The 18,260-nt window shown below is 67.3% G+C and carries 16 protein-coding genes; 3 read left to right on the top strand and 13 right to left on the bottom strand.

The features are described from left to right. Positions 1 to 13: 13 nt before the first annotated feature. Positions 14 to 1,027 carry a response regulator gene (locus tag B2W22_RS07800; protein ID WP_175121210.1) on the top strand — a complete coding sequence of 338 codons (1,014 nt, stop codon included), beginning with the start codon at positions 14 to 16 and terminating at the stop codon, positions 1,025 to 1,027. A gap of 24 nt (positions 1,028 to 1,051) precedes the next feature. Here B2W22_RS07800 and B2W22_RS07795 read toward each other — a convergent pair whose 3' ends face one another. From B2W22_RS07795 to B2W22_RS07755, 9 genes are all read right to left on the bottom strand, one after another. Continuing rightward, entirely contained in the window at positions 1,052 to 2,707 is a 1,656-nt protein-coding gene (locus B2W22_RS07795; RefSeq protein ID WP_286937041.1) for an ABC transporter permease, read from the bottom strand. A 40-nt stretch (positions 2,708 to 2,747) separates the two neighbouring features. Beyond that, positions 2,748 to 3,683 carry an ABC transporter substrate-binding protein gene (locus tag B2W22_RS07790; protein WP_286937040.1) on the bottom strand — a complete coding sequence of 312 codons (936 nt, stop codon included), beginning with the start codon at positions 3,681 to 3,683 and terminating at the stop codon, positions 2,748 to 2,750. Positions 3,684 to 3,725: 42 nt separating this feature from the next. Next, positions 3,726 to 4,436, bottom strand: a complete 711-nt coding sequence (locus tag B2W22_RS07785; protein WP_175183719.1) for an ABC transporter ATP-binding protein — start codon at positions 4,434 to 4,436, stop codon at positions 3,726 to 3,728. Further along, positions 4,433 to 5,551 (bottom strand): porin, encoded by a 1,119-nt coding sequence (locus B2W22_RS07780; protein WP_218344169.1) that lies wholly within the window; start codon positions 5,549 to 5,551, stop codon positions 4,433 to 4,435. The genes B2W22_RS07785 and B2W22_RS07780 overlap by 4 nt, the downstream gene beginning before the upstream one ends. Positions 5,552 to 5,691: 140 nt before the next feature. Continuing rightward, a complete protein-coding gene (locus tag B2W22_RS07775; RefSeq protein ID WP_175121215.1) occupies positions 5,692 to 6,351 on the bottom strand; it encodes a GntR family transcriptional regulator in 660 nt (219 codons plus the stop codon). Between the two features lie 97 nt (positions 6,352 to 6,448). Then, positions 6,449 to 7,501: an NAD(P)-dependent oxidoreductase gene (locus tag B2W22_RS07770; protein WP_286937038.1), complete on the bottom strand. Its 1,053-nt coding sequence runs from the start codon at positions 7,499 to 7,501 to the stop codon at positions 6,449 to 6,451. A 2-nt stretch (positions 7,502 to 7,503) separates the two neighbouring features. Then, positions 7,504 to 8,175, bottom strand: coding sequence for an RraA family protein (locus tag B2W22_RS07765; protein ID WP_056561950.1), 672 nt, complete (start codon positions 8,173 to 8,175; stop codon positions 7,504 to 7,506). 36 nt (positions 8,176 to 8,211) lie between these two features. Further along, positions 8,212 to 9,177 carry a Bug family tripartite tricarboxylate transporter substrate binding protein gene (locus B2W22_RS07760; RefSeq protein ID WP_175183700.1) on the bottom strand — a complete coding sequence of 322 codons (966 nt, stop codon included), beginning with the start codon at positions 9,175 to 9,177 and terminating at the stop codon, positions 8,212 to 8,214. 58 nt (positions 9,178 to 9,235) lie between these two features. Continuing rightward, positions 9,236 to 10,111 carry an NAD(P)-binding domain-containing protein gene (locus tag B2W22_RS07755; RefSeq protein WP_286937036.1) on the bottom strand — a complete coding sequence of 292 codons (876 nt, stop codon included), beginning with the start codon at positions 10,109 to 10,111 and terminating at the stop codon, positions 9,236 to 9,238. A gap of 338 nt (positions 10,112 to 10,449) precedes the next feature. On the opposite strand from B2W22_RS07755, the gene B2W22_RS07750 reads away from it, so the two are divergent. Then, positions 10,450 to 11,733 (top strand): cystathionine gamma-synthase family protein, encoded by a 1,284-nt coding sequence (locus B2W22_RS07750; protein ID WP_175121220.1) that lies wholly within the window; start codon positions 10,450 to 10,452, stop codon positions 11,731 to 11,733. A gap of 56 nt (positions 11,734 to 11,789) precedes the next feature. Here B2W22_RS07750 and B2W22_RS07745 read toward each other — a convergent pair whose 3' ends face one another. Beyond that, on the bottom strand, positions 11,790 to 13,310 hold the full coding sequence (locus B2W22_RS07745) for an MFS transporter (RefSeq protein WP_286937015.1): 1,521 nt from the start codon (positions 13,308 to 13,310) through the stop codon (positions 11,790 to 11,792). Positions 13,311 to 13,447: 137 nt separating this feature from the next. Here B2W22_RS07745 and B2W22_RS07740 point away from each other — a divergent pair, with 137 nt between their 5' ends. Further along, entirely contained in the window at positions 13,448 to 14,320 is an 873-nt protein-coding gene (locus B2W22_RS07740) for a LysR family transcriptional regulator (protein ID WP_218344153.1), read from the top strand. Positions 14,321 to 14,389: 69 nt separating this feature from the next. On the opposite strand, the gene B2W22_RS07735 is transcribed toward B2W22_RS07740, so the two are convergent. From B2W22_RS07735 to B2W22_RS07725, 3 genes are all read right to left on the bottom strand, one after another. Beyond that, entirely contained in the window at positions 14,390 to 15,076 is a 687-nt protein-coding gene (locus B2W22_RS07735) for a GntR family transcriptional regulator (RefSeq protein WP_175121224.1), read from the bottom strand. A gap of 221 nt (positions 15,077 to 15,297) precedes the next feature. Next, positions 15,298 to 16,281, bottom strand: coding sequence for a tripartite tricarboxylate transporter substrate binding protein (locus B2W22_RS07730; RefSeq protein ID WP_286937012.1), 984 nt, complete (start codon positions 16,279 to 16,281; stop codon positions 15,298 to 15,300). 48 nt (positions 16,282 to 16,329) lie between these two features. Then, a complete protein-coding gene (locus B2W22_RS07725; protein WP_286937010.1) occupies positions 16,330 to 18,258 on the bottom strand; it encodes an acyl-CoA synthetase in 1,929 nt (642 codons plus the stop codon). Positions 18,259 to 18,260: the final 2 nt, after the last annotated feature.

The following is an 18,260-nucleotide window of genomic DNA, read 5'->3' as shown; positions in this document are numbered from 1 at the left end:
TCAAGGACTCACTATGCTCCCATCCCCCGACGACACGGTCTCCGCGGATCTCAATTCGCATGGGGCGATGGTGTTGCTCGTCGACGACCAGGTCATGGTTGGAGAAGCGATCCGGCGCGCGCTCGTGCCCGAGGGCAACATCGATTTTCACTATTGCTCGGACCCTTACAAGGCCTTGAGCGTGGCGATCCAGACCCGGCCCACGGTCATCCTGCAGGATCTGGTGCTGCCCGGCGTGGACGGCCTGAGCCTGGTGCGCGAATACCGCGCCCATCCCGTCACGCGCGACATCCCCATCATCGTGTTGTCCACCAAGGAAGATCCCGCCATCAAGAGCGCGGCCTTCGCGACGGGCGCCAACGATTACCTGGTCAAGCTGCCGGACTCCATCGAGCTGATCGCGCGCATCCGCTACCACTCGCGTTCGTACATGGCGCTGGTGCAGCGCGACGAAGCCTATCAGGCGCTGCGCCAGAGCCAGCAGCAACTGCTGGAAAGCAATATGGAGCTGCGCCGGCTGACCAATTCGGACGGCCTGACCGGCCTGGGCAATCGTCGCTATTTCGATGAATACCTGAATGCCGAATGGCAGCGCGCGGGACGGGACAGCCGCGAGATCAGCATGCTGATGATCGACGTGGACCACTTCAAGTCCTACAACGACACCTATGGCCACATCGCGGGCGACGAAGCGCTCAAGCGCGTGGCCAACACCATCTTCGCCAGTTGCGACCGTTCCACCGACCTGGCGGCGCGTTTTGGCGGCGAGGAGTTTGCGCTGGTGCTGCCGGGCACGCCGGGCGGCAGCGCGCGGCTGGCGGCCGAGAAGCTGCGCCGGGCCGTGGAAGCCATGCAGATTCCCCAGCGCGACGCGGGCTTCGGCCCGTGGCTGACGGTCAGCATCGGGCTGGCGACGGCGGTCCCGCAAGAGGGGCAGCCTTGCACCGAGCTGATCCAGGCCGCCGACCGGGGCCTGTATGAAGCAAAGCGGCAGGGGCGCAACCGGGTGGTGCCCGGACAGCTCTGATGCGCTTGCCTGCCGCTCCGCCTGCTAGCGGGGGTGGCGGCGGCTGATGCCGGCTGCGCCCAGCATCAGCAGCAGGCTGACGGCAACGGCCACTGCGGCCATCGCCATGCCTTCTCCCACTGATCCCTGCTCGAACTGCCGCCACACGAAGATCGACACGGTCTGCACGCCGGCCGGCGCCAGCAGCAGCGACGTCACCAATTCCCGGGACGCCACCGCAAACACCATCAGCATCGACGCCGCCAGCCCGGGCAACACCAGCGGCAGGACGATGCGCCGCAGCGCGCGCGCTGCGCTGGCGCCATGGACCCGCGCCGCCGCTTCCAGGTTGGCGCCGATCTGCGCCAAGGCCGCGCCGACATACCGCACCGGGTAGGGCAGAAGCAGGCAGGTGTACGACAGCAGCAGGATGCCCCAGGTCCCGTAAGGCGTGGCCGGCCAGAACGGCTGGTTCCACGCCAGGATCAGGCCGACGCCGACCACCACGCCGGGCAATGCCGCTGGCAACAAAGCCAGCGCGTCGATCAGCGCGGCCCCGCGTACGTGCCGCCCCGCGATGCACCACGCCGCCAGCAGGCCGACCGCGCCGGCCAGCAAGGCGGTCCCGCTCGCCAGCGACAGGCTCGTGGACAAAGCCTCCCATGCGTCGCCGCGCGCATCGAACAGCGCGGCAAAGTTGACCAGCGTCAGATTGCCGGCCGCGAGGCCGCCCGACACGTTGCGCGTCAGCGCGGCAGCCAGCATCGAGGCCAAGGGCGCCGCCACCGCAATCAACGCCACCGTGGCAAAACCCAGCAGCACGGGGGCGCGCCATGGGCCGAGTTCAACGCGCGCCAGCGGCGCAGGCTTACCCGTTGTGGTTTCGAAACCCCGGCCCGCCAGCGCGGCGCGTTGGACGGCGTAGGCGGTCAGGGCCAGCGCCACTAGCACCAGCGACAGCAGCGATGCGCCGGGCAGGTCGATGGGCCAGTCGGCCAGCCGGCGTTCGATGGCGGTGGTCAGCACGGCAACGCCCGATTGCGAGCCGAGCGCCGCGGGTACGCCGTACTCCTCGATGGCGAGCGTGAACGCAAGCAGCAGGCTGGCGGCAATGGCAGGCAGCGCCAGCGGCAGCGTGACGCGCACGAAGGCGCGCCACGGACCCGCGCCGAATACGCGTGCCACGTCCGCCATCCGCGCGCCGGTGGCCGCCATGCTGCGCGAGACGGCGAAGTACACGACGGGAAAGATCGCCAGGCCCATGGCCAACGTCACGCCGGTCGGCGAAAACAGCAGCGGGCCAAGATTAAAGCCCGTCAGCTGTTCCAGATAGCCGCGCGGCTGCAGGGCCATCGTCCACGACAACGCGGCGATGTACGGCGGAAGCAGAAAGGGAACCAGGAACAGCAGGTCCCACATCCGCGCCAGCGGCACGCGGAACAGCCCGCGCAGGGCACCAAGCGGAATGCCGATGGCCGCGCTGACCGCCGCCACGCCAAGGCCCAGTTTCAGCGTGCCGCCGATCAGGCTGAGCGTGCCGGGACTGCCCAGCGTCGCAGGCCAGGCGCCGAACGGATCGCGTAGCGAACCTTCGCCCAGATGGGGAAACACGGCTTGCAGCGCCACGAACGCCATGGGCAAGGCGACGAGCACCGCCAGGGCGGCCAGGGTGGCGGCCGCCAGGAGATAGATGCTTTTCATGGAGGGGATCGGATGCCGGGCAGGCCGGCATCCCGGCCTGTCAGTGTTGGCCGAAGATCCGGCCGAAGCGGGTCAGCACCTCGGCCCGGCTGGCGCCGGATTCGGTGGCGGTGTCGGGCAGCAGGGCCAGATCCTTGAACACGGGCCGCTTGGCCGCCACGTCCTGACGCGCGGGCATCAGCCAGGCGTCCGCCACGGCGCGCTGGCCTTCTTCGGACAGCACGTAATCCACGAACTTGCGCGCCTCGTCGGCCTGGCGCGCGGTCTTCAGGATCATCATGGGACGCGGAGCGATCGCGGTGCCGCTGGACGGGAAGATGACCTTCACCGATTCGCCCTTGGCGACGCTGGCATACGACACGTAATCCACCGCGCCGAACACCGCCGCCTTCGCGCCTTGCAGCACTGGCGTCAACGCCTGGGCATTGGGGCCGGAGATGGTCATGCCGTTGTCGCGCAGCGTTTCGAACAGCTTCCACGCGGCCTCGCCCTGGGCGTTTTGCAGACCCAGCAGCAGGTCGAGCGACGCGCCTGACAGGGCCGGATCCGGCATGGTGACGAACTGCTTGAATTGCGGGGCGGTCAGATCTGACCAGTCGCGCGGTTCGGGCGTGCCGCTCTTCGTGTTCCAGACGATGCCCAGCGCGGAGATGCCTTGCGCGACATAGGTGGGCGCCTTGAAGCGCGCAGGCACCTGCGCGGCGTTCGGGCTTTCGTAGGCCATCAGCCAGCCGCGCTGGTCCAGGTCCTGGGCGGTGTCCCAGGAGGCCGAGATCAGCACGTCGGCGCGCGGGTTGGCCGCTTCGGCCTCCAGGCGCGCCATGACCTTGCCCGTGGTGGCCTGGAACACGTCCACCTTGATGCCGGTCTTGTCCTGGAAGCCGGCTGCCAATTGCTTGATGAGGCCGCCCGGTCCGGCGGTGTAGACGGTCAGCGCCTTGGCCTGGCCCGAGGCCAATCCGATAGAAAGCGTCATGAAGAGCGTTGCGAGTAGTTGGGAAGAAGGTGCGAGTGACATTTAAGCAGAGTCCTTGTTGACCGGAACGAGTTCGGCGATGCGGCCGTTTTGCATGCGGGCGATCGTGTGCGCCAGCGCATGGGCTTCCTCGTGGTCGTGGGTGACGTAGACGGCGGTCGTGCCGATGCGGCGCAGCAGTGCGCCGATCTCGGCGCATAGCGTTTCGCGCAGCGTCCGGTCCAAATTGGAGAGGGGTTCGTCGAACAGCAGCACGCGCGGGCGGGCGACAATGGCGCGCGCCAGCGCCACGCGCTGCTGCTGGCCGCCGGACAGGTCGGCGGGGCGGCGTTCGGCATGTTCGTGCAGGCCGACCATGGCCAGGGCGTCGCGCACGAGCGCGGGGCGCTCGCGGCGCGAGACGCCCCGCATTTCAAGCGGAAAGCCCACGTTGCTGGCCACGCTCATGTGCGGCCAGAGGGCGTAGTCCTGAAACACCATGCCCAGGCCCCGGCGCTCCGGCGGCTCGTACTGGTCCGCGCCGCTGACCACCGCGCCGCCGAACCGGATGTCGCCGTGCTGCGGCCGCAAGAGGCCGGCCAGCGCCTTGAGCAGCGTGCTCTTGCCGCAGCCGGACGGCCCAAGCAGCGCCAGGACCGTGCCCGCAGGCACGTCCAGGTCCACGCCGTCCAGCACCGTATGGCCGTTGAACGCATGCCGCAGGCCGCGCACGGCGATGGCCGTGCCGCCGGCATTGGAGGCGGGCGCGTTCAAAACCGATGCCGCATGCCGAGGTTCAGGCCGAACTGGTTCTTGCCCGGTTCGACGTTGGCGCCATACTTGCCGCCGACCACGCTCAAGGACGATTTGTCGTCGTTGATGGCGTAAGCAGCCACCGCGTACAGCGTGGTGCGCTTGGACAGATCGTATTCATTGCCGAGCACGATCATGGTGGACTTCTGGCCCGTGCCGGCGGCCTGCACGGCGGGGCAGGCAGCGTTATTCATGTCGTCGCACACCGAGTCGTTCAGGTGGTAGACGGCGGCCGACAGGCGCATGTTGCCCTGCGGCTTGTAGCTGGCGCCCAGCCACGTCATGTTGTTCTTGTAGCTGCGCTGCGTCAGCTTCTGGTCCAGCCAGCGGTAGCCGGCGTAGACCTTGACGTCCTCGAAGTCGTACGACACGCCCGCGACCACGCGGTCTTCGCGGTTGCCGCTGTTGGCGCCCGTCTTGGGTTTGTCAGCGTTCTTCGAGTGATACAGCACCGCGGCGTCCAGACCGCCCGACTTGTAGCGCAGACCGCCGCCCACCATGCGTCCTAGCTTGCTGTCATCGAACGACTGTTCGTTGTTCCAGCCGAAGCTGTAGTAGCCGCCGACGGACACGGGGCCCAGCTTGCCGACGTACATGACGGCGTTGTCGGTACGGTCCGAGAACGCGGCGTCAGGCCGCTTGATCGAGAAGTTGGCGTTGTCGAACGGGTTGTACTTGCTCATCCATTCGATCATCAGCGTGTTGTGGCGCCCCAGCGTCAGGCGGCCCCACGTGTTGCTGGAAAAGCCCACGTAGGCCTGGCGCCCGAACAGCCGTCCGCCTTGCAGCGTGGTGCCGTTGCTGGAGTCAAAGCCGTTTTCAAGCACGAAGATGGCGGAAACGCCGTCGCCCAGGTCCTCGGAACCCTTCAGACCCCAACGCGAACCGTTCAGGTTGCCTGCGCTCATGCCCGTCTTGCTGTTGCCGTCGGGACCGTTGCTGAGGTACTGCAGGCCGGTGTCGATCAGGCCATAAAGCTGGACCGAGGTGGCGGTGGCGGCGAGCGCGGCGGGCGCTGCCAGGGAGAAAGCGGACAGGCAGGCGCCAGCCGCCGCAATGCGGAGTGTCGATTTCAAAATGAAAGTCCTCTTTGGGATTCAATCGGAGCCGACACTCTAGGGGCGTGTTGCTACACGTCGATGACACTGCCCCCCATGCATTGCCACTGCCTTGCGGGCGAGCCGCGGCAAATGGCCTTCGATAGTCCCGCCGCAGGCTACCCGCCCGTCTTGCCGTCCTTGCGATGCGACCGGAACAGAAGGTGGGTCGTCGCCAGATGAAAGCGCACCGCGATCTCGGCGCATTCGGGATCGCGCGCGCGGATGGCGGCGATGATCTGGCGATGGTGTTCCACGCTGCGCAGCATGTCGTCGCGGCCGTAGAAGTAGAACGAGCCGATGATGATCGGCATGTCCAGCAGGTTCTCGACCAGGGATCGCACCCGCGCCGACTGCGCGGCGTTGAGCAGGGCGTGGTGGAACAGATTGTTGTAGTGCTGGACTTGGGCAACGTGGTCGGGCGCGCCGGAGTTCACGGCGTCGAGCATGCACTGGTTGATGCGGTCCAGTTCGTCGATTTGCTCAGGCGTGGCGCGCTCGGCGGCGGCCTTGGCGGAATAGGGTTCGAGCAGCATGCGCAGCTCGAAGGCCTCGTCGATGTCGCGGTCCTGCCAGCCCAGCACGACCGCGCCGCGCCGGCCTTCGCGGGTGACCAGGCCGTCCGCGATCAGGCGTTCGATCGCGTTGCGCACGGGCGTGCGGCTGACGGAAAGCTGCGCGGCGATGTGCTCCTCGCGCAGCGGTTCGCCGGGCAGGAACGAGCCGGCCATCAGGCGGCGGCGCAACTCTCCGTATACGTAATCACTGGCGCTCGACATGACGCGGCTTGGCTCTTCTCGGATTTGGAAGCTGGGACTATAACAACGGCGCGCGGGACCATGGGCGCCGAGGCGTTGGCCGCCGCGCAGGCGGGTTCTACACCTTCACCCCGTGCTCCGCCAGACGCGCCAGAAAGCGCGGCCAGACCTCGGGATTGAGCAGACGCGCCGGCTTGCGCCCGGCGAGCATGTCCAGGATCTGCGTGGCCGAACCCTGTGCCACCTTGCGGCGGCCTTCGTGCGTGACGCCGCCCGTGTGGAAGGCGGCGGCCACGTCCGACCGCTGCAAAAGGCCGCTGCGCGGAGGCGGCGGTTCCACCTGCCACACGTCCAGGCCAGCACCCGCAATATGACCGGATTCCAGCGCCGCGAGCAGGGCGTCTTCGTCATGGATGCCGCCGCGTGCAGTGGAGACGAACAGCGCGCCGCGCTTCATCCGGCGCAAGGCGGCGGCGTCGACCATCCCGCGCGTGACGGCGTTCAGCGGGCAGTGCAGGCTGACGATGTCTGCCTGTTCCAGCAGCGCATCAAACGAGACGGGCGCGGCGCCGCGTTCGGCGATCTGTGCGTCCGTCAGCAGCGGATCGTACGCAATGACCTTCAGGCCGAAACCCGTTGCGATCCGCGCCACCCTGCGTCCGATCTCGCCGATGCCCACGATGCCGATGACGCGGCCTTCGATCTCGTGACCCATCAGGGCCTCGCGGCTGACGGCAGTGCCCGCGCGCAGTGCGGCTTCCGATTCGCCCAGCCGCTTGACCAGCGACAGCAGCAGGGCGAAGGTCATTTCGGCGACCGACGCGGCATTGGCGCCGGCCTGGTTGACGACCGCCACGCCCGCGCGGGTGCATGCGGCCACATCCACCGTGTCGTAGCCCGCGCCGCCCGACGACACGCACAGCAACTGCGGGCAATGGGCCAACAGGTCCGCCGACACCTGCCACCGCGCCGGGATCTCGTCTTTCGCCGCACTGACGTGGTAAGCATGCGCGCCGGCCAGGCCGGCCGCCGTCACGGCGTCGCCGCCGGCCGGCAGCACGCGCAGGTCCAGCGTGCCGTCCCGCGCAATCGTCTCGTCGAACACCGGATCGATCCACAGATCCAGGCGCGCGACGCGCAGTTCGGGCCTGCTGACTGCCGCATCGCTCATGGTCAGACTCCCGTGCAGCCCAACGCGCGCAGACGGGCGTCGACCCACGACGTATCCAGCGTGCCCGCAGCAATGTCCGCCAGCATCTTGGTTTCCACGTCGTGCTTTGCCGCTGCGGCCTCAAAAATGGCCTGCGCCTGATCGAACGGCACGGCAAGCAGCCCGTCGTCGTCGCCCAGGATCAGATCGCCCGGGGCGATGGTCATGCCGTCCAGCGCGACCACGCAGTTGATCTCGCCGGGGCCGTCCTTGTACGGCCCGCGGTGCGTGACGCCGGCCGCATAGACGGGAAACGCGCTGCGGCGGATGGTGCCGCAGTCGCGGATGGCGCCGTTGATGATGATGCCCGCGATGCCGCGCGACTCGGCGTAGGTCGTCATGATCTCGCCGATGATCGCGTTGGTCAGATCGCCGCCGGCGTCGACCACGATGACGTCGCCCGGTTGCGCCAGGCTCAGCGCCTTGTGCACCAGCAGGTTGTCGCCAGGACGCGTGCGCACGGTGAGCGCCGGGCCGGCCAGCGGCGTGCCGTCGTGCATGGGCCGCAGGCGCGCGCCGCCGGCCGTCATGCGCGACATGCAGTCGCTGACGTTAGCGACCGGCACCTGGCGGAATTTGTCGACTAGTTCCTTGCTGACCGCGCGTTGGCGGGCGTGGATTTCAAAACCTGTCATCACTGCTCCTGATAGCGGAATATCTACAAATCGGGTTCACTGCTTCGGAATGCCGGCTTCCTGCACGACCTTGCCGAAGGCGTCGTGGTCCGTGCGGTGGCGGCGCGCCAGGTCTTCGGGCGAGCCCTTGAGCACGCTGTAGCCGGCGTCTTCAAGCTTCTTGATCAGTTCGGGGTTGGACTGCACCTTTTGCAGCTCGCTGTTCAGCGCGGCGATCACGTCATCGGGCGTCTTGCCCGGCGCCATCAGGCCCCACCAGATCGACTGGTTGATGGTCGGAAAACCGCTTTCAGGAAAGGTCGGCACGTCGGGCAGGGCGGGCGAACGCTCGCTCGCGACGACGCCCAGCGCGCGCACCTTGCCGCCGCGGATCTGCGGCAGCAGCGACGCGACGGAGCCCACGTAAATGTCGATCCGGCCGCTGGCCAGGTCGGGGAATGCCTGGCTCCAGCCGCGGTACGGCACGTGCATCAGTTCCATGTTGGCGGCCTTGCGCCACAAGTAGCCGGTCAGGTCGCCCGTGCCGCCGATGCCGGGAATGCCGAGCGAAACCTGGTTGGGGCGCGCCTGCGCGGCCTTGACGACGTCGGCGATGGTCTTGAACGGCGAATCGGGCACCACGACGAAGACGCTGGGCGAAGACGCCACGGGGCCGACCGGCTTGAAGTCTTTGAAGGTGTCGTAGCTGAGCTTGCTGTAGAGCCAGGGGTTCAGCACGATGTTGTCGGTCTGCGCCATGACCAGCGTGTGGCCGTCGGGTTGAGCGCGCGCCGTGGCGTCCAGCGCCAGGTTGCCGCCGGCGCCGGGCTTGTTCTCGACGACGATGTTCCAGCCGGCGTCCTGGCTGATGGCGCTGCCGATCATGCGCGTCAGGGTGTCGGTGCCGCCGCCGGGGGGAAACGGCGAGATCAGGGTGATGGGGGACTTGCCCAGGTCGGCGCCATGCGCGGCGGCGCAGCCCAGCACGAGCGTTGCGGCCAGCAGTTTCTTGAACAGTTTCATTGTCTTCCTCACGGAGTGTTTGCAGATTCGGTCCGCGCTCTGTGGCGCGGTGGGGGTGTCAGGACTGGCGGGCCAGCGTGGTCAGCCAGGCCAGGCGCGCCTCGACCGTGTCGGGCGCCGGGGCTTCGCCCTTGGCGCGCGCGGCCTCGATGCCGCGGGTGGAGCGTGCAAAGAGCTGTTCGACGCCATCAAGGACCAGCGGCGCAAGGCCAGCTTCATGGATCTGGTCGCGCGCTTCGCGGACCTCGGCCAGCCGGCGCGGCGCATGCAGCACGTGCGAGCGCACGAACGAGTCCATGAATGCCGTCAGCGGCGTGCGGTCGATGTCGGCCAGCACTTCGTAAAGCGACTCGCGCAGACCCATGCGCTCGGCCGCCACCAGGCATTCGACGGCCAGGCTTTCCATGCCTTTGGTCATGATGCTGCGCAAGAGCTTCAGGCGCACCGCGTCGCCGGGTTTGCCTTCGATAATCCGGACCGTGGCGCCCGCGCTTTCGCCCAGCGCCGTCACCACGGCCGCGCCTTCGCCGGCGCATAACAGTGGCGTCTTTTCGGCGAGCAGAGCAATGGCGCCCATGATGGCCACGTCCATGAACGGGATGGCGCTCGCGGCAGCGGCGGCGGCTGCCTGCTGCATGTCGGGCGCGCTGGCGGTGGTGAAGTCCGCGTAGACGGCGCCGGTGCGCATGTGGGGAAAGGCTTGCGCGGCGACTTCCGCCGCGCTGTAGCCGTACACGGCCGAGACCACGACGTCGGCCTCGGCCAGCCAGGCGCCCGGTTCGGCATGCAAGGCCGCGTCTGCGGCCTTGGCGCGATCCGCCATTTCCGCGTCCGAGCGCAGGTCGCAGACGCCGACGATGCGATGTCCTGCGGCGATCCAGGCACGGGTGTAGCAGTGGCCGACCTCGCCGCATCCAATCAGTGCGATTTTCATCTTAGAAACACATAAAAAAAACAATACGTGTTTATAGATCCGCGAATTGCGCGAGAAAAGGCCGTGTTTACCCTAGGGTATTCGCCTTACTAGTACATTAAAAAAACAAACAGCGGCTCTTTGGTTTGGCATGTCGGGGATTGGCGGGGGCGGCATCGGGCGCAGCTGCAGCCCTCGATCCGCCCAGTCTGCCTGGAAGATCCACCCCGCGCACGATCGGCGTGCAGGCGCCCCTACCCGTCACAACCTGCAATGTTTCGCCCGCGGCGCGGCGTTATTGTCTGCAAGATGCATGTCGCGCCCGCCCGGTCGGCTGGAACACCAGAATGAGGCACACCATGACTTACTCGAGCTATCACAAGAAGGACATCTTCGGCCGCCCATTGCATGCCGAGACGCAGATGATGTCCTATGGCTACGATCCCTATCTGTCCGAGGGGGCGGTCAAGCCGCCGGTGTTTCTGACGTCCACCTTCGCGTTCCGCACGGCCGAGGACGGCGCGGCGTTCTTTGACTTGGTGTCGGGCCGCAAGCCCTTGCCGCAGGGCGAGACGGCGGGGCTGGTGTACAGCCGGTTCAATCATCCGAACCTGGAAATCGTGGAAGACCGGCTCTCGCTGCTGGACGGTTCGCAGGATGCCGCCGTCACTTCCAGCGGCATGTCCGCGATCAGCGCGGTGCTGATGGCGTTTCTGCGGCCGGGCGATCAACTGGTGCAGTCCGTGCCGCTCTATGGCGGCACCGAGACGCTGATCGGCAAGATCTTCCCGGAGTGGGGCGTTGGGTCGCATCCCGTGGCGGACGGGCTGTCGCCGCGCAACATGCGCACCGCGCTGGAAGAGGCCGCAGCCAAGGGGCCGGTAAAGCTTTTCTATGTCGAAACGCCCGCCAATCCCACCAACGCGCTGTTCGACTTCGAGGCCATGAAGAACGAGCTGGATGCGTTCGAAACGCGTCACGGCTACCGGCCGATCTCGGTGTGCGACAACACGCTGCTCGGGCCGATCTTCCAGAAACCGGCGGAGCACGGGGTGGATCTGTCGGTGTATTCGCTGACCAAGTATGTTGGCGGCCATAGCGATCTGGTGGCGGGGGCGGTCACCGGCAGCAAGGAGCTCATCAAGAAGGTGCGCGCGATCCGCAGCGCCTTCGGGTCGCAACTGGATCCGCATTCTTGCTGGATGATCACGCGGTCAATGGAAACGGTGGTCCTGCGCATGAAGCAGGCGGCACGCACGGCAACCCGCGTGGCGGAATGGCTGGCGGGCAATCCGCACGAAAAGGTGCAGGTGTTCCACCCGGAACTGATCGCCGATCGCGCCTACCAGGAGGTGTACAAGCGGCAATGCACCGGGCCGGGTTCGACGTTCGCCTTCGTGCTGGACGGCGGCCGCGAGCGCGCCTTCCGCTTCATCAATGCGCTGCATCTGTTCCGTTCGGCCGTCAGCCTGGGCGGCACGGAGACGCTGGTGTGCCACCCGGCGTCGACCACGCATTCCGGCGTGCCCGCGGCGGAGCGTGATGCCGCGGGCGTGTCCGAAGGCCTGATCCGGGTGTCGATCGGCCTGGAGCACGAGGAAGACCTGATCGCGGACATGGACCACGCATTCCGCAACGGCTGATCGGTACGGACAGTGCGTCCGCACTTAGGCAGACCGCTCCCGCCGCGTACCGGGATTTAGCCCGGCTGAACCGCCCGGCGGGCGCGGTTCAGCAGCACGAACGCGGCAGTGCCCAGCAGCATGATCGTGGCGGTGGCGATCACCACCGCGTAGCCCGTCTCGAAGGCGCCGCGCGCCAACTCGGTCAGCGAAGCCGCCAGCTCCGCGGGCAGGCTTTCGGCGACGACAAGCGCCTCGTCCAGGCTGTCGCGCGCCGCGCCGGTGGCCGCCACGCCCGCAGGCACGGACAGCGACTGCGCATACACGCCCGACAGGATCGAACCCATCAGCGTCACGCCCAGCGCGCCGCCCAGCTCATACGAGACTTCCTCGATCGACGCCGCCATGCCGGCGCGCTCGGGCGTGGCGCTTTGCATGATGGTGCTGGAGGCGGCGGTCATGGTGGCGCCGATGCCCAGTCCCAGCACGCACAGGCTGATCATCTGCGGGATGACCGCCGCATCATAGGTCAGGAGGTACCCGCCCATCCCCGCGCCTGACACCAGCAGCGACAGGAACAGCATGCGCCGGCTGCCCACGCGCCCGAGCAGAAGACCCGCGAGCGGCCCGGCGACAAAGGCGGCCAGCGGCAGCGGCAGGATGAACAGCGCGGACTGGATCGGCGACATGCCCAGCACCAGTTGCAGGCGCTGGCTGAACACCAGCTCCATGCCCAGCAGCGCCGCGGCGGCAAACAAGGCGGCGGCGACGGCCGAACTGAAGGACGCGTTGCGGAAGATGGCGAAGTCGATCAGCGGATAGGGCCGCCGCCGCTGACGGCGCACGAAAACGGCCAGCATGGCGGCGCCCGCCGCGCAGGCCACGATGGCGTGCAGCCAGGACGGCGACGCACGCCCCAGTTCCTTGAGCGCGTAGGCGCACAGGATCATGCCCGCCATCACCTGCAAGGAGCCGACCAGATCCCACGGCCGCGATGCGTCGGGCTGGCTTGCCGGGATGAACCGCCATGCCAGCGGCAACGCCAGCAGCACGATGGGGACGTTGATGAGAAACACCGAGCCCCACCAGAAATGCTCCAGCAGCAGGCCGCCCACGACGGGTCCGAGCGCGGCGCCGCCCGAGGCGACCGACGCCCAGACGCCAATCGCCACGGCGCGCTCGCGCTCGTCGGCAAACGCCAGGCGCAGGATGGACAGCGTGGCGGGCATTATCATCGCCGCGCCCACACCCAGCAGCGCGCGGGCCGCGATCAGGACGACCGCGCCGGGCGAATAGGCGGCGGCGAGCGACGCCGCGCCGAATACGGCCAGCCCCATCATGAAAAGGCGCTTGTGGCCCAGCCGGTCGCCCAGCGTGCCCATGCCCAGCAACAGGCCGGACACGACCAACGCATATACGTTCACGATCCACAGCTTGGCGGATGCGGTGACGCCAAGTTCTTGGGTGAGCCGCGGCAGGGCGGTGTACAGGACCGTCATGTCGACGACGATCAGCAGCAAGGCGCTGGACACGATGGCCAGCACCAGCCAGCGGCCGGGGGTGGCCGCGGCAACAGCGTTCGAATGAGTCCGCTGCATGGTTCTACTCCTAAAAAGACCGTGTTTCCACTCGCGGCGTGCGCGCTCGGGAACACGGGCTGGCATTATCCATCTACATATCCGCCATAAAAAGTTGGATTGCATCTATAAAATCGATGGATTGAAAGGAGCACACCATGCAATGGACCTTGGACCAACTACGGCAATTCGTGGCGGCGGCGGAGGCCGGATCGTTCTCGGCGGCGGCGCGCCGCATCGGCCGCGCCCAGTCCGCGGTCAGCACGGCGGTGGGCCTGCTGGAGGCGGATCTGGGCGTGGAACTCTTTGACCGGTCGCGCCGCAATGCGGTGCTGACGCCGGCCGGCGAGGTGATGCTGCGGGAAGCGAAAGAACTGCTGCGCCAGGCGGGCGGGCTGTCGCAGCGCGCGCTGGCGTTTGCCGGAGGCCAGGAGGCGCGACTGTCGATTGCGCTGGACGAGGCCTTGCCGTATCTGGTGCTAGGCGCGCTGGCGCTGGAACTGGCCGAGCGATTCCCGGCGCTTGAGCTGACGCAGTTGAACGGCACCGCGACCGAGGTTGCCGATTACGTGCGGCAGGGCCGGGCCAGCATCGCGTTCCACTTCGACCGGGGCGACCCCGGCAGCGACTTTGCGCACCGTTCGCTGGGCAACGTGGCGCAAGGGATCTTCGTGGCGTCTGGCCATCCGCTGGCTGCGCTGCCGCAGGTGTCGCGCGAAGACCTGGCGCGTCACCGCCAGCTTGTCATGCAGATGGAAGGCGTTGAGGACATGGTGCTCAGTCCCACAGTGTGGCGCACCGACAGCTTCTACAGCATCGCGGGCATGGTGGCCGACGGCCTGGGCTTTGCGATCCTGCCGCTGAATATCGCGGAATACGAGAGCTTCAGCACCACGCTGACGCCGGTGCCGTGCGCGGAACTGGCCCTGCCGATGCTGTCCGTGCGGACGTTGTGGCTGCAAGGGGCCGTGTTGAACGAGACGGAACGCTGGCTTCAGCAGCGCATGGAGCAATTGCTGCGGGCGGGATAGCGCAGCGGAGCGGAATGCGCGTCAGGCAAGCCGCGTCTCAGGTCCGCAGCGCGTCAGCTCAGCCGCGTCTCAGCTCAGCAGCGCGGCAACCAGATCGCTGCCCGCCTGTCGGTCACCGCTGAAATCCAGCGCGGCCAGCACGTGTTCCAGGTGTTCGTCCATCAGGGCGCAGGCGCGATCGGCATCGCCGGCGCGCGCCGCCTCGATGAAGGCGTGATGTTCGCGCGACGAGCAATTGGCGTCGTGGGAGCTTTGATACAGCACAGTGATTACCGCGCTGCGCGCCGACAATTCGCGCAGCATGCCGGTCAGCACCGAGTTGCCCACGGTTTCGGCAAGCAGGATGTGGAACTGGCTGAGCAACCGGTTTCTCGCCTGCACGTCGCCGCTTTCCAGGGCCCGGCGTTCCTCGGCCAGATGCGCATCGATGCGGCGGAAGTCGGCGGTATTGGCGCAGGCCACGAACTCCCGGGCCAATGCCGCTTCCAGGATGCGGCGCACGGCGTAGACCTCGCGCGCCTCGTTCGCGTCGGGCTTGCTGACGAAGGCGCCCTTGTCGGGAACGATGTTGATGAGCTTGTCCTTGGACAGCATCAGGAGCGCGGCGCGGATCTTGGTGCGGCTGACCTTGTAGACCCGGGCCAGGGCCTCCTCGCGCAGCCGGGTGCCGGGCGGAAGCTTGTGCGCCACGATGGCGGCGGACACTTCCTGGGCGATGTCGTCGGCGCTGGGGTCTGGCTGGACGTCCTGATTCATGAGGCGCGGCAGGGCTGCCGGTAGCGGGAAATCGTCGGGCAGCCAGTCTAACAAAAGGCGGCCGGGGCGGCAGACATTTCTTGCATACAAAATCTGTCTGCACGCTCCTTCCTAAGGGTGCGGGGCTGCGCGCGGCGCCGGGACCGGGGCAGCAGCGCCTGCCGGCCTGCCCCTGTCCTCCCGGCGTCCGTCCCACTTGCTCGTCCCGCCAGCTTGTCGCGCTACTTGGCCATCAACCCCAGGTTTTCGATCAATGCCTTTTCCTTGACGAAGGTGGCCTGCGCCCAGGCCTTGTAGTCCTCGCTGCTGCGGTAGGCCGGTTCCTGATTGAGCTGCTTCATGACGTCAATGCTGGCCTGGTCGAACAGCGCCTTCTTGAACGCGTCATGCAGGATCTTCACGACCGCCGGGTCCATGCCCTTCGGACCGGCCAGACCATACGGCGACGTGGACACGACCTTGTAGCCCAGCTCTTGCGCGGTCGGCACGTCGGGCCACCGCGTGGTGCGCTTCTCGCCAAAGGTGACCAGCAGGCGCATCTTGCCGGAATCGACGAACTGGTCCCAACCGGTGGCGTCGCTCTGCGCCATGACATGGCCGCCCAGCAGCGCCTGCTGCATGTCGGCGTTGCCCTTGAACGGCACGTGGTTGAGCTTGACGTTGGCGTTGATGGCGATCTCTTCGATGATCAAATGCGGCGACGAGCCAATGCCGGTCGAGCCGTAATCGATCTTGCCGGGCGCCTTGCGCGCCGCCTCGATGTACTCGTTGAAGGTCTTGTACGGCGAATCGGAGCGCACCGTGAAGCCGAAGGTATAGCCCGACAGGCCCAGGATGAAGGTGAAATCGTTGATCGGATCCCAGCTGCTTTTCTGCATGTAGGGCATGCGCAGCATCGCCAGCGTGTACAGCGCGATGGTGTAGCCGTCCGGCTTGGCCGTCTTGGCCATGGTCGCCGTGCCCAGCGTGCCGCCGGCGCCTGGCCGGTTTTCCACGATGACGGGCTGGCCCAGGTGTTTCGAGGCGTCCTGCGCCACGATCCGCAGGTGGCGGTCGGTGGATCCGCCGGCCGGGAAGGGCACGATCAGGGTGATGGGCTTGGTGGGAAAGTCCGTCTGGGCGCTGGCGGAAAAGGGCAACGCGGCGCTTGCCAGCGTGAGCGTCAGGGCGGTAAGGACAGCGCGTCGCAGGGGAAGTCGGTTCATATTGTTTGTCTCCTGGTGGTTTGCCTGATGGTTGTTATGGGCGGCCAGTCAGTCGCGCAAGTCGACCTTGACGGGCAGCCGGGACAGCGCTTCGCGCAGCTGGGCTTTCAGCGGCGCGGGCGCACCGGCGCCGGCTTCTACGGCGACATCCGGTTGCGCATCGGCCAGCACGCGGAAGACGGGATCGTCTTGCGCGCGGCCAGCCGCTTGCAGGGTGCGCGCCACCACGGCCTCGACCGACACGGCGGTCGCCAGGCGGCGCAAATCGGGTTTGTAGATCTTGCCCACGTTGGTCATCGGCATGGTGTCCAGCACGACGACCCGCTTGGGCCGTGCGGGGCCTTCGTCCACGTGCTCAGCGGCGTAAGCCACCAATTCCGCCTCGGTCACCTCGCTGCCTTCGGCCAGCGTGACGAAGGCGATGGGCAATTCGCCCGCGTAGGCATCGGGGGCGCCGACTGCCGCGCAAAGCTGCACCGCCGGGTGTCTGGCAAGCGCGTCCTCGATAGTCTTGGGGTCGATGTTGTGGCCGCCGCGGATGATCAGGTCCTTGGCGCGGCCCTGCAGATGCAGGCGGCCTTCGGCATCCATCAGGCCGACGTCGCCGCTGATGAGCCAGCCGTCTTCGGTGAAGGCGCGCGCGGTGTCGTCGGCGTCCAGAAAACCGGGGATGACGTTCGGCGCCTTGATCAGCACCATGCCCGGCGTGCCGGGCGGCAGATCGCGCGCGGGCTGGCCCGCGGGCATGTCCAGGCTGACGATGCGGATTTGCACATACGGCAGCGGGAACCCCACGCAGTTGACGGGGAATTCGCAGCCGGGGGGCGAGATCGAGGTGATGCCCGCCATTTCGGTCATGCCCAGGCTTTCGCTGACGTGCAGGCCGAAGAGGCGCTTGAAGCGCGCGGCCAGCTCGGCGGGCAGGGGTGCGGCGCCGGTGCGGCAGTAACGGAGCGACGAAATGTCGGCGCCGGCCAACGGCTCCTCCGCCAACGCGGCCAGGATGGTCGGCACGCCCTGCAGCGACGTTGCACGGTGCTTTTCGACAAGGCGCCAGTAATTGCGCAGCACGTCGCGGTTGCGCAGCAGCAGGGTGGTGGGAATGACGGTTTCGACGCCGGACGACAACGCCGCCAGCGATGCCGGCAGCACGCCCGCCACATGAAACAGCGGATAGCCATTGATGACCACGTCGCCGGGACCTGCGTTTTGCAGCTGCACGGCCGCCCAGGCGGAAAACACCTGGTTGGCGTGCGTGTGGATCGCCAGCTTGGGCGCGCCCGTGGTGCCGCCCGTGTGGAAGTAGGCCGCCACGTCGCTGGCGCGGATGACGCGTTCGCTGACCAGCCGGTCTGAAGGCTGGGCCGCACGCGCGGCATTGAAATCCAGCGCGAAGTCCGGCAGCGCGGGGCGGTTCGCTTCGGCTTCATGCCACGGCGCTACGCGCAACAGCGACTTCAGGGTCGGCACGCGCTCCATCAGACGCAGCGCCTTGGACCACGAGCCACACTCCACGTCGGATCCATAGGCGATCAGCGCCTTGGCGCCGGCCGTCGTCATCAGCGATGCCAGCTTGTCTTCGGTGAGCAGCGGATTGAGCGGTTGAACAATGCCGGCCGCCTCGCCGCCCCAGAGGGCAAGGTGGTATTCCAGGCAGCCGGGCAGCAGCACGCCCACGGCGTCGCCTTCCCGGATGCCCAGGCTGTGCAGCAGGTTGGCGGTCTGGTGGATGCCGGCCAGCAGGTCCTGATAGGTCCAGCTGATGGCGTCGTCGGCGGGGTCCGCGCTGCGCAGGAAGGTCAGCGCGCGCCGTTCGCCAAACGCGGCCGCGGAATTGCAGAAGATCTCGTAGGTGCTTTGCACCGTCAGCGTTTCTTCCAGCGGCCGCGCCTGCAGCCGCTGGACGTCCTGCGCAGTACGCACGGGGAAGGGCGCGGCGAAGGGGCGGGAGAGGGTGGCGGAACGGGATTCGATCATGG

It is taken from the genome of Achromobacter sp. UBA4530 (genome assembly GCF_002388205.1).
Lineage (GTDB): Bacteria > Pseudomonadota > Gammaproteobacteria > Burkholderiales > Burkholderiaceae_B > Achromobacter > Achromobacter animicus.
Note: the sequence above shows the minus strand (reverse complement) of the source record. Positions and strands in the feature narration are given on the sequence as shown.

Coding starts and splice junctions, on each gene's coding strand:
- B2W22_RS07800 (WP_175121210.1), top strand. CDS start 14: ATGCTCCCATCCCCCGACGACACGGTCTCCGCGGATCTCAATTCGCAT.
- B2W22_RS07795 (WP_286937041.1), bottom strand. CDS start 2,707: ATGAAAAGCATCTATCTCCTGGCGGCCGCCACCCTGGCCGCCCTGGCG.
- B2W22_RS07790 (WP_286937040.1), bottom strand. CDS start 3,683: ATGACGCTTTCTATCGGATTGGCCTCGGGCCAGGCCAAGGCGCTGACC.
- B2W22_RS07775 (WP_175121215.1), bottom strand. CDS start 6,351: ATGTCGAGCGCCAGTGATTACGTATACGGAGAGTTGCGCCGCCGCCTG.
- B2W22_RS07770 (WP_286937038.1), bottom strand. CDS start 7,501: ATGAGCGATGCGGCAGTCAGCAGGCCCGAACTGCGCGTCGCGCGCCTG.
- B2W22_RS07765 (WP_056561950.1), bottom strand. CDS start 8,175: ATGACAGGTTTTGAAATCCACGCCCGCCAACGCGCGGTCAGCAAGGAA.
- B2W22_RS07760 (WP_175183700.1), bottom strand. CDS start 9,177: ATGAAACTGTTCAAGAAACTGCTGGCCGCAACGCTCGTGCTGGGCTGC.
- B2W22_RS07755 (WP_286937036.1), bottom strand. CDS start 10,111: ATGAAAATCGCACTGATTGGATGCGGCGAGGTCGGCCACTGCTACACC.
- B2W22_RS07750 (WP_175121220.1), top strand. CDS start 10,450: ATGACTTACTCGAGCTATCACAAGAAGGACATCTTCGGCCGCCCATTG.
- B2W22_RS07745 (WP_286937015.1), bottom strand. CDS start 13,310: ATGCAGCGGACTCATTCGAACGCTGTTGCCGCGGCCACCCCCGGCCGC.
- B2W22_RS07740 (WP_218344153.1), top strand. CDS start 13,448: ATGCAATGGACCTTGGACCAACTACGGCAATTCGTGGCGGCGGCGGAG.
- B2W22_RS07735 (WP_175121224.1), bottom strand. CDS start 15,076: ATGAATCAGGACGTCCAGCCAGACCCCAGCGCCGACGACATCGCCCAG.
- B2W22_RS07730 (WP_286937012.1), bottom strand. CDS start 16,281: ATGAACCGACTTCCCCTGCGACGCGCTGTCCTTACCGCCCTGACGCTC.
- B2W22_RS07725 (WP_286937010.1), bottom strand. CDS start 18,258: ATGATCGAATCCCGTTCCGCCACCCTCTCCCGCCCCTTCGCCGCGCCC.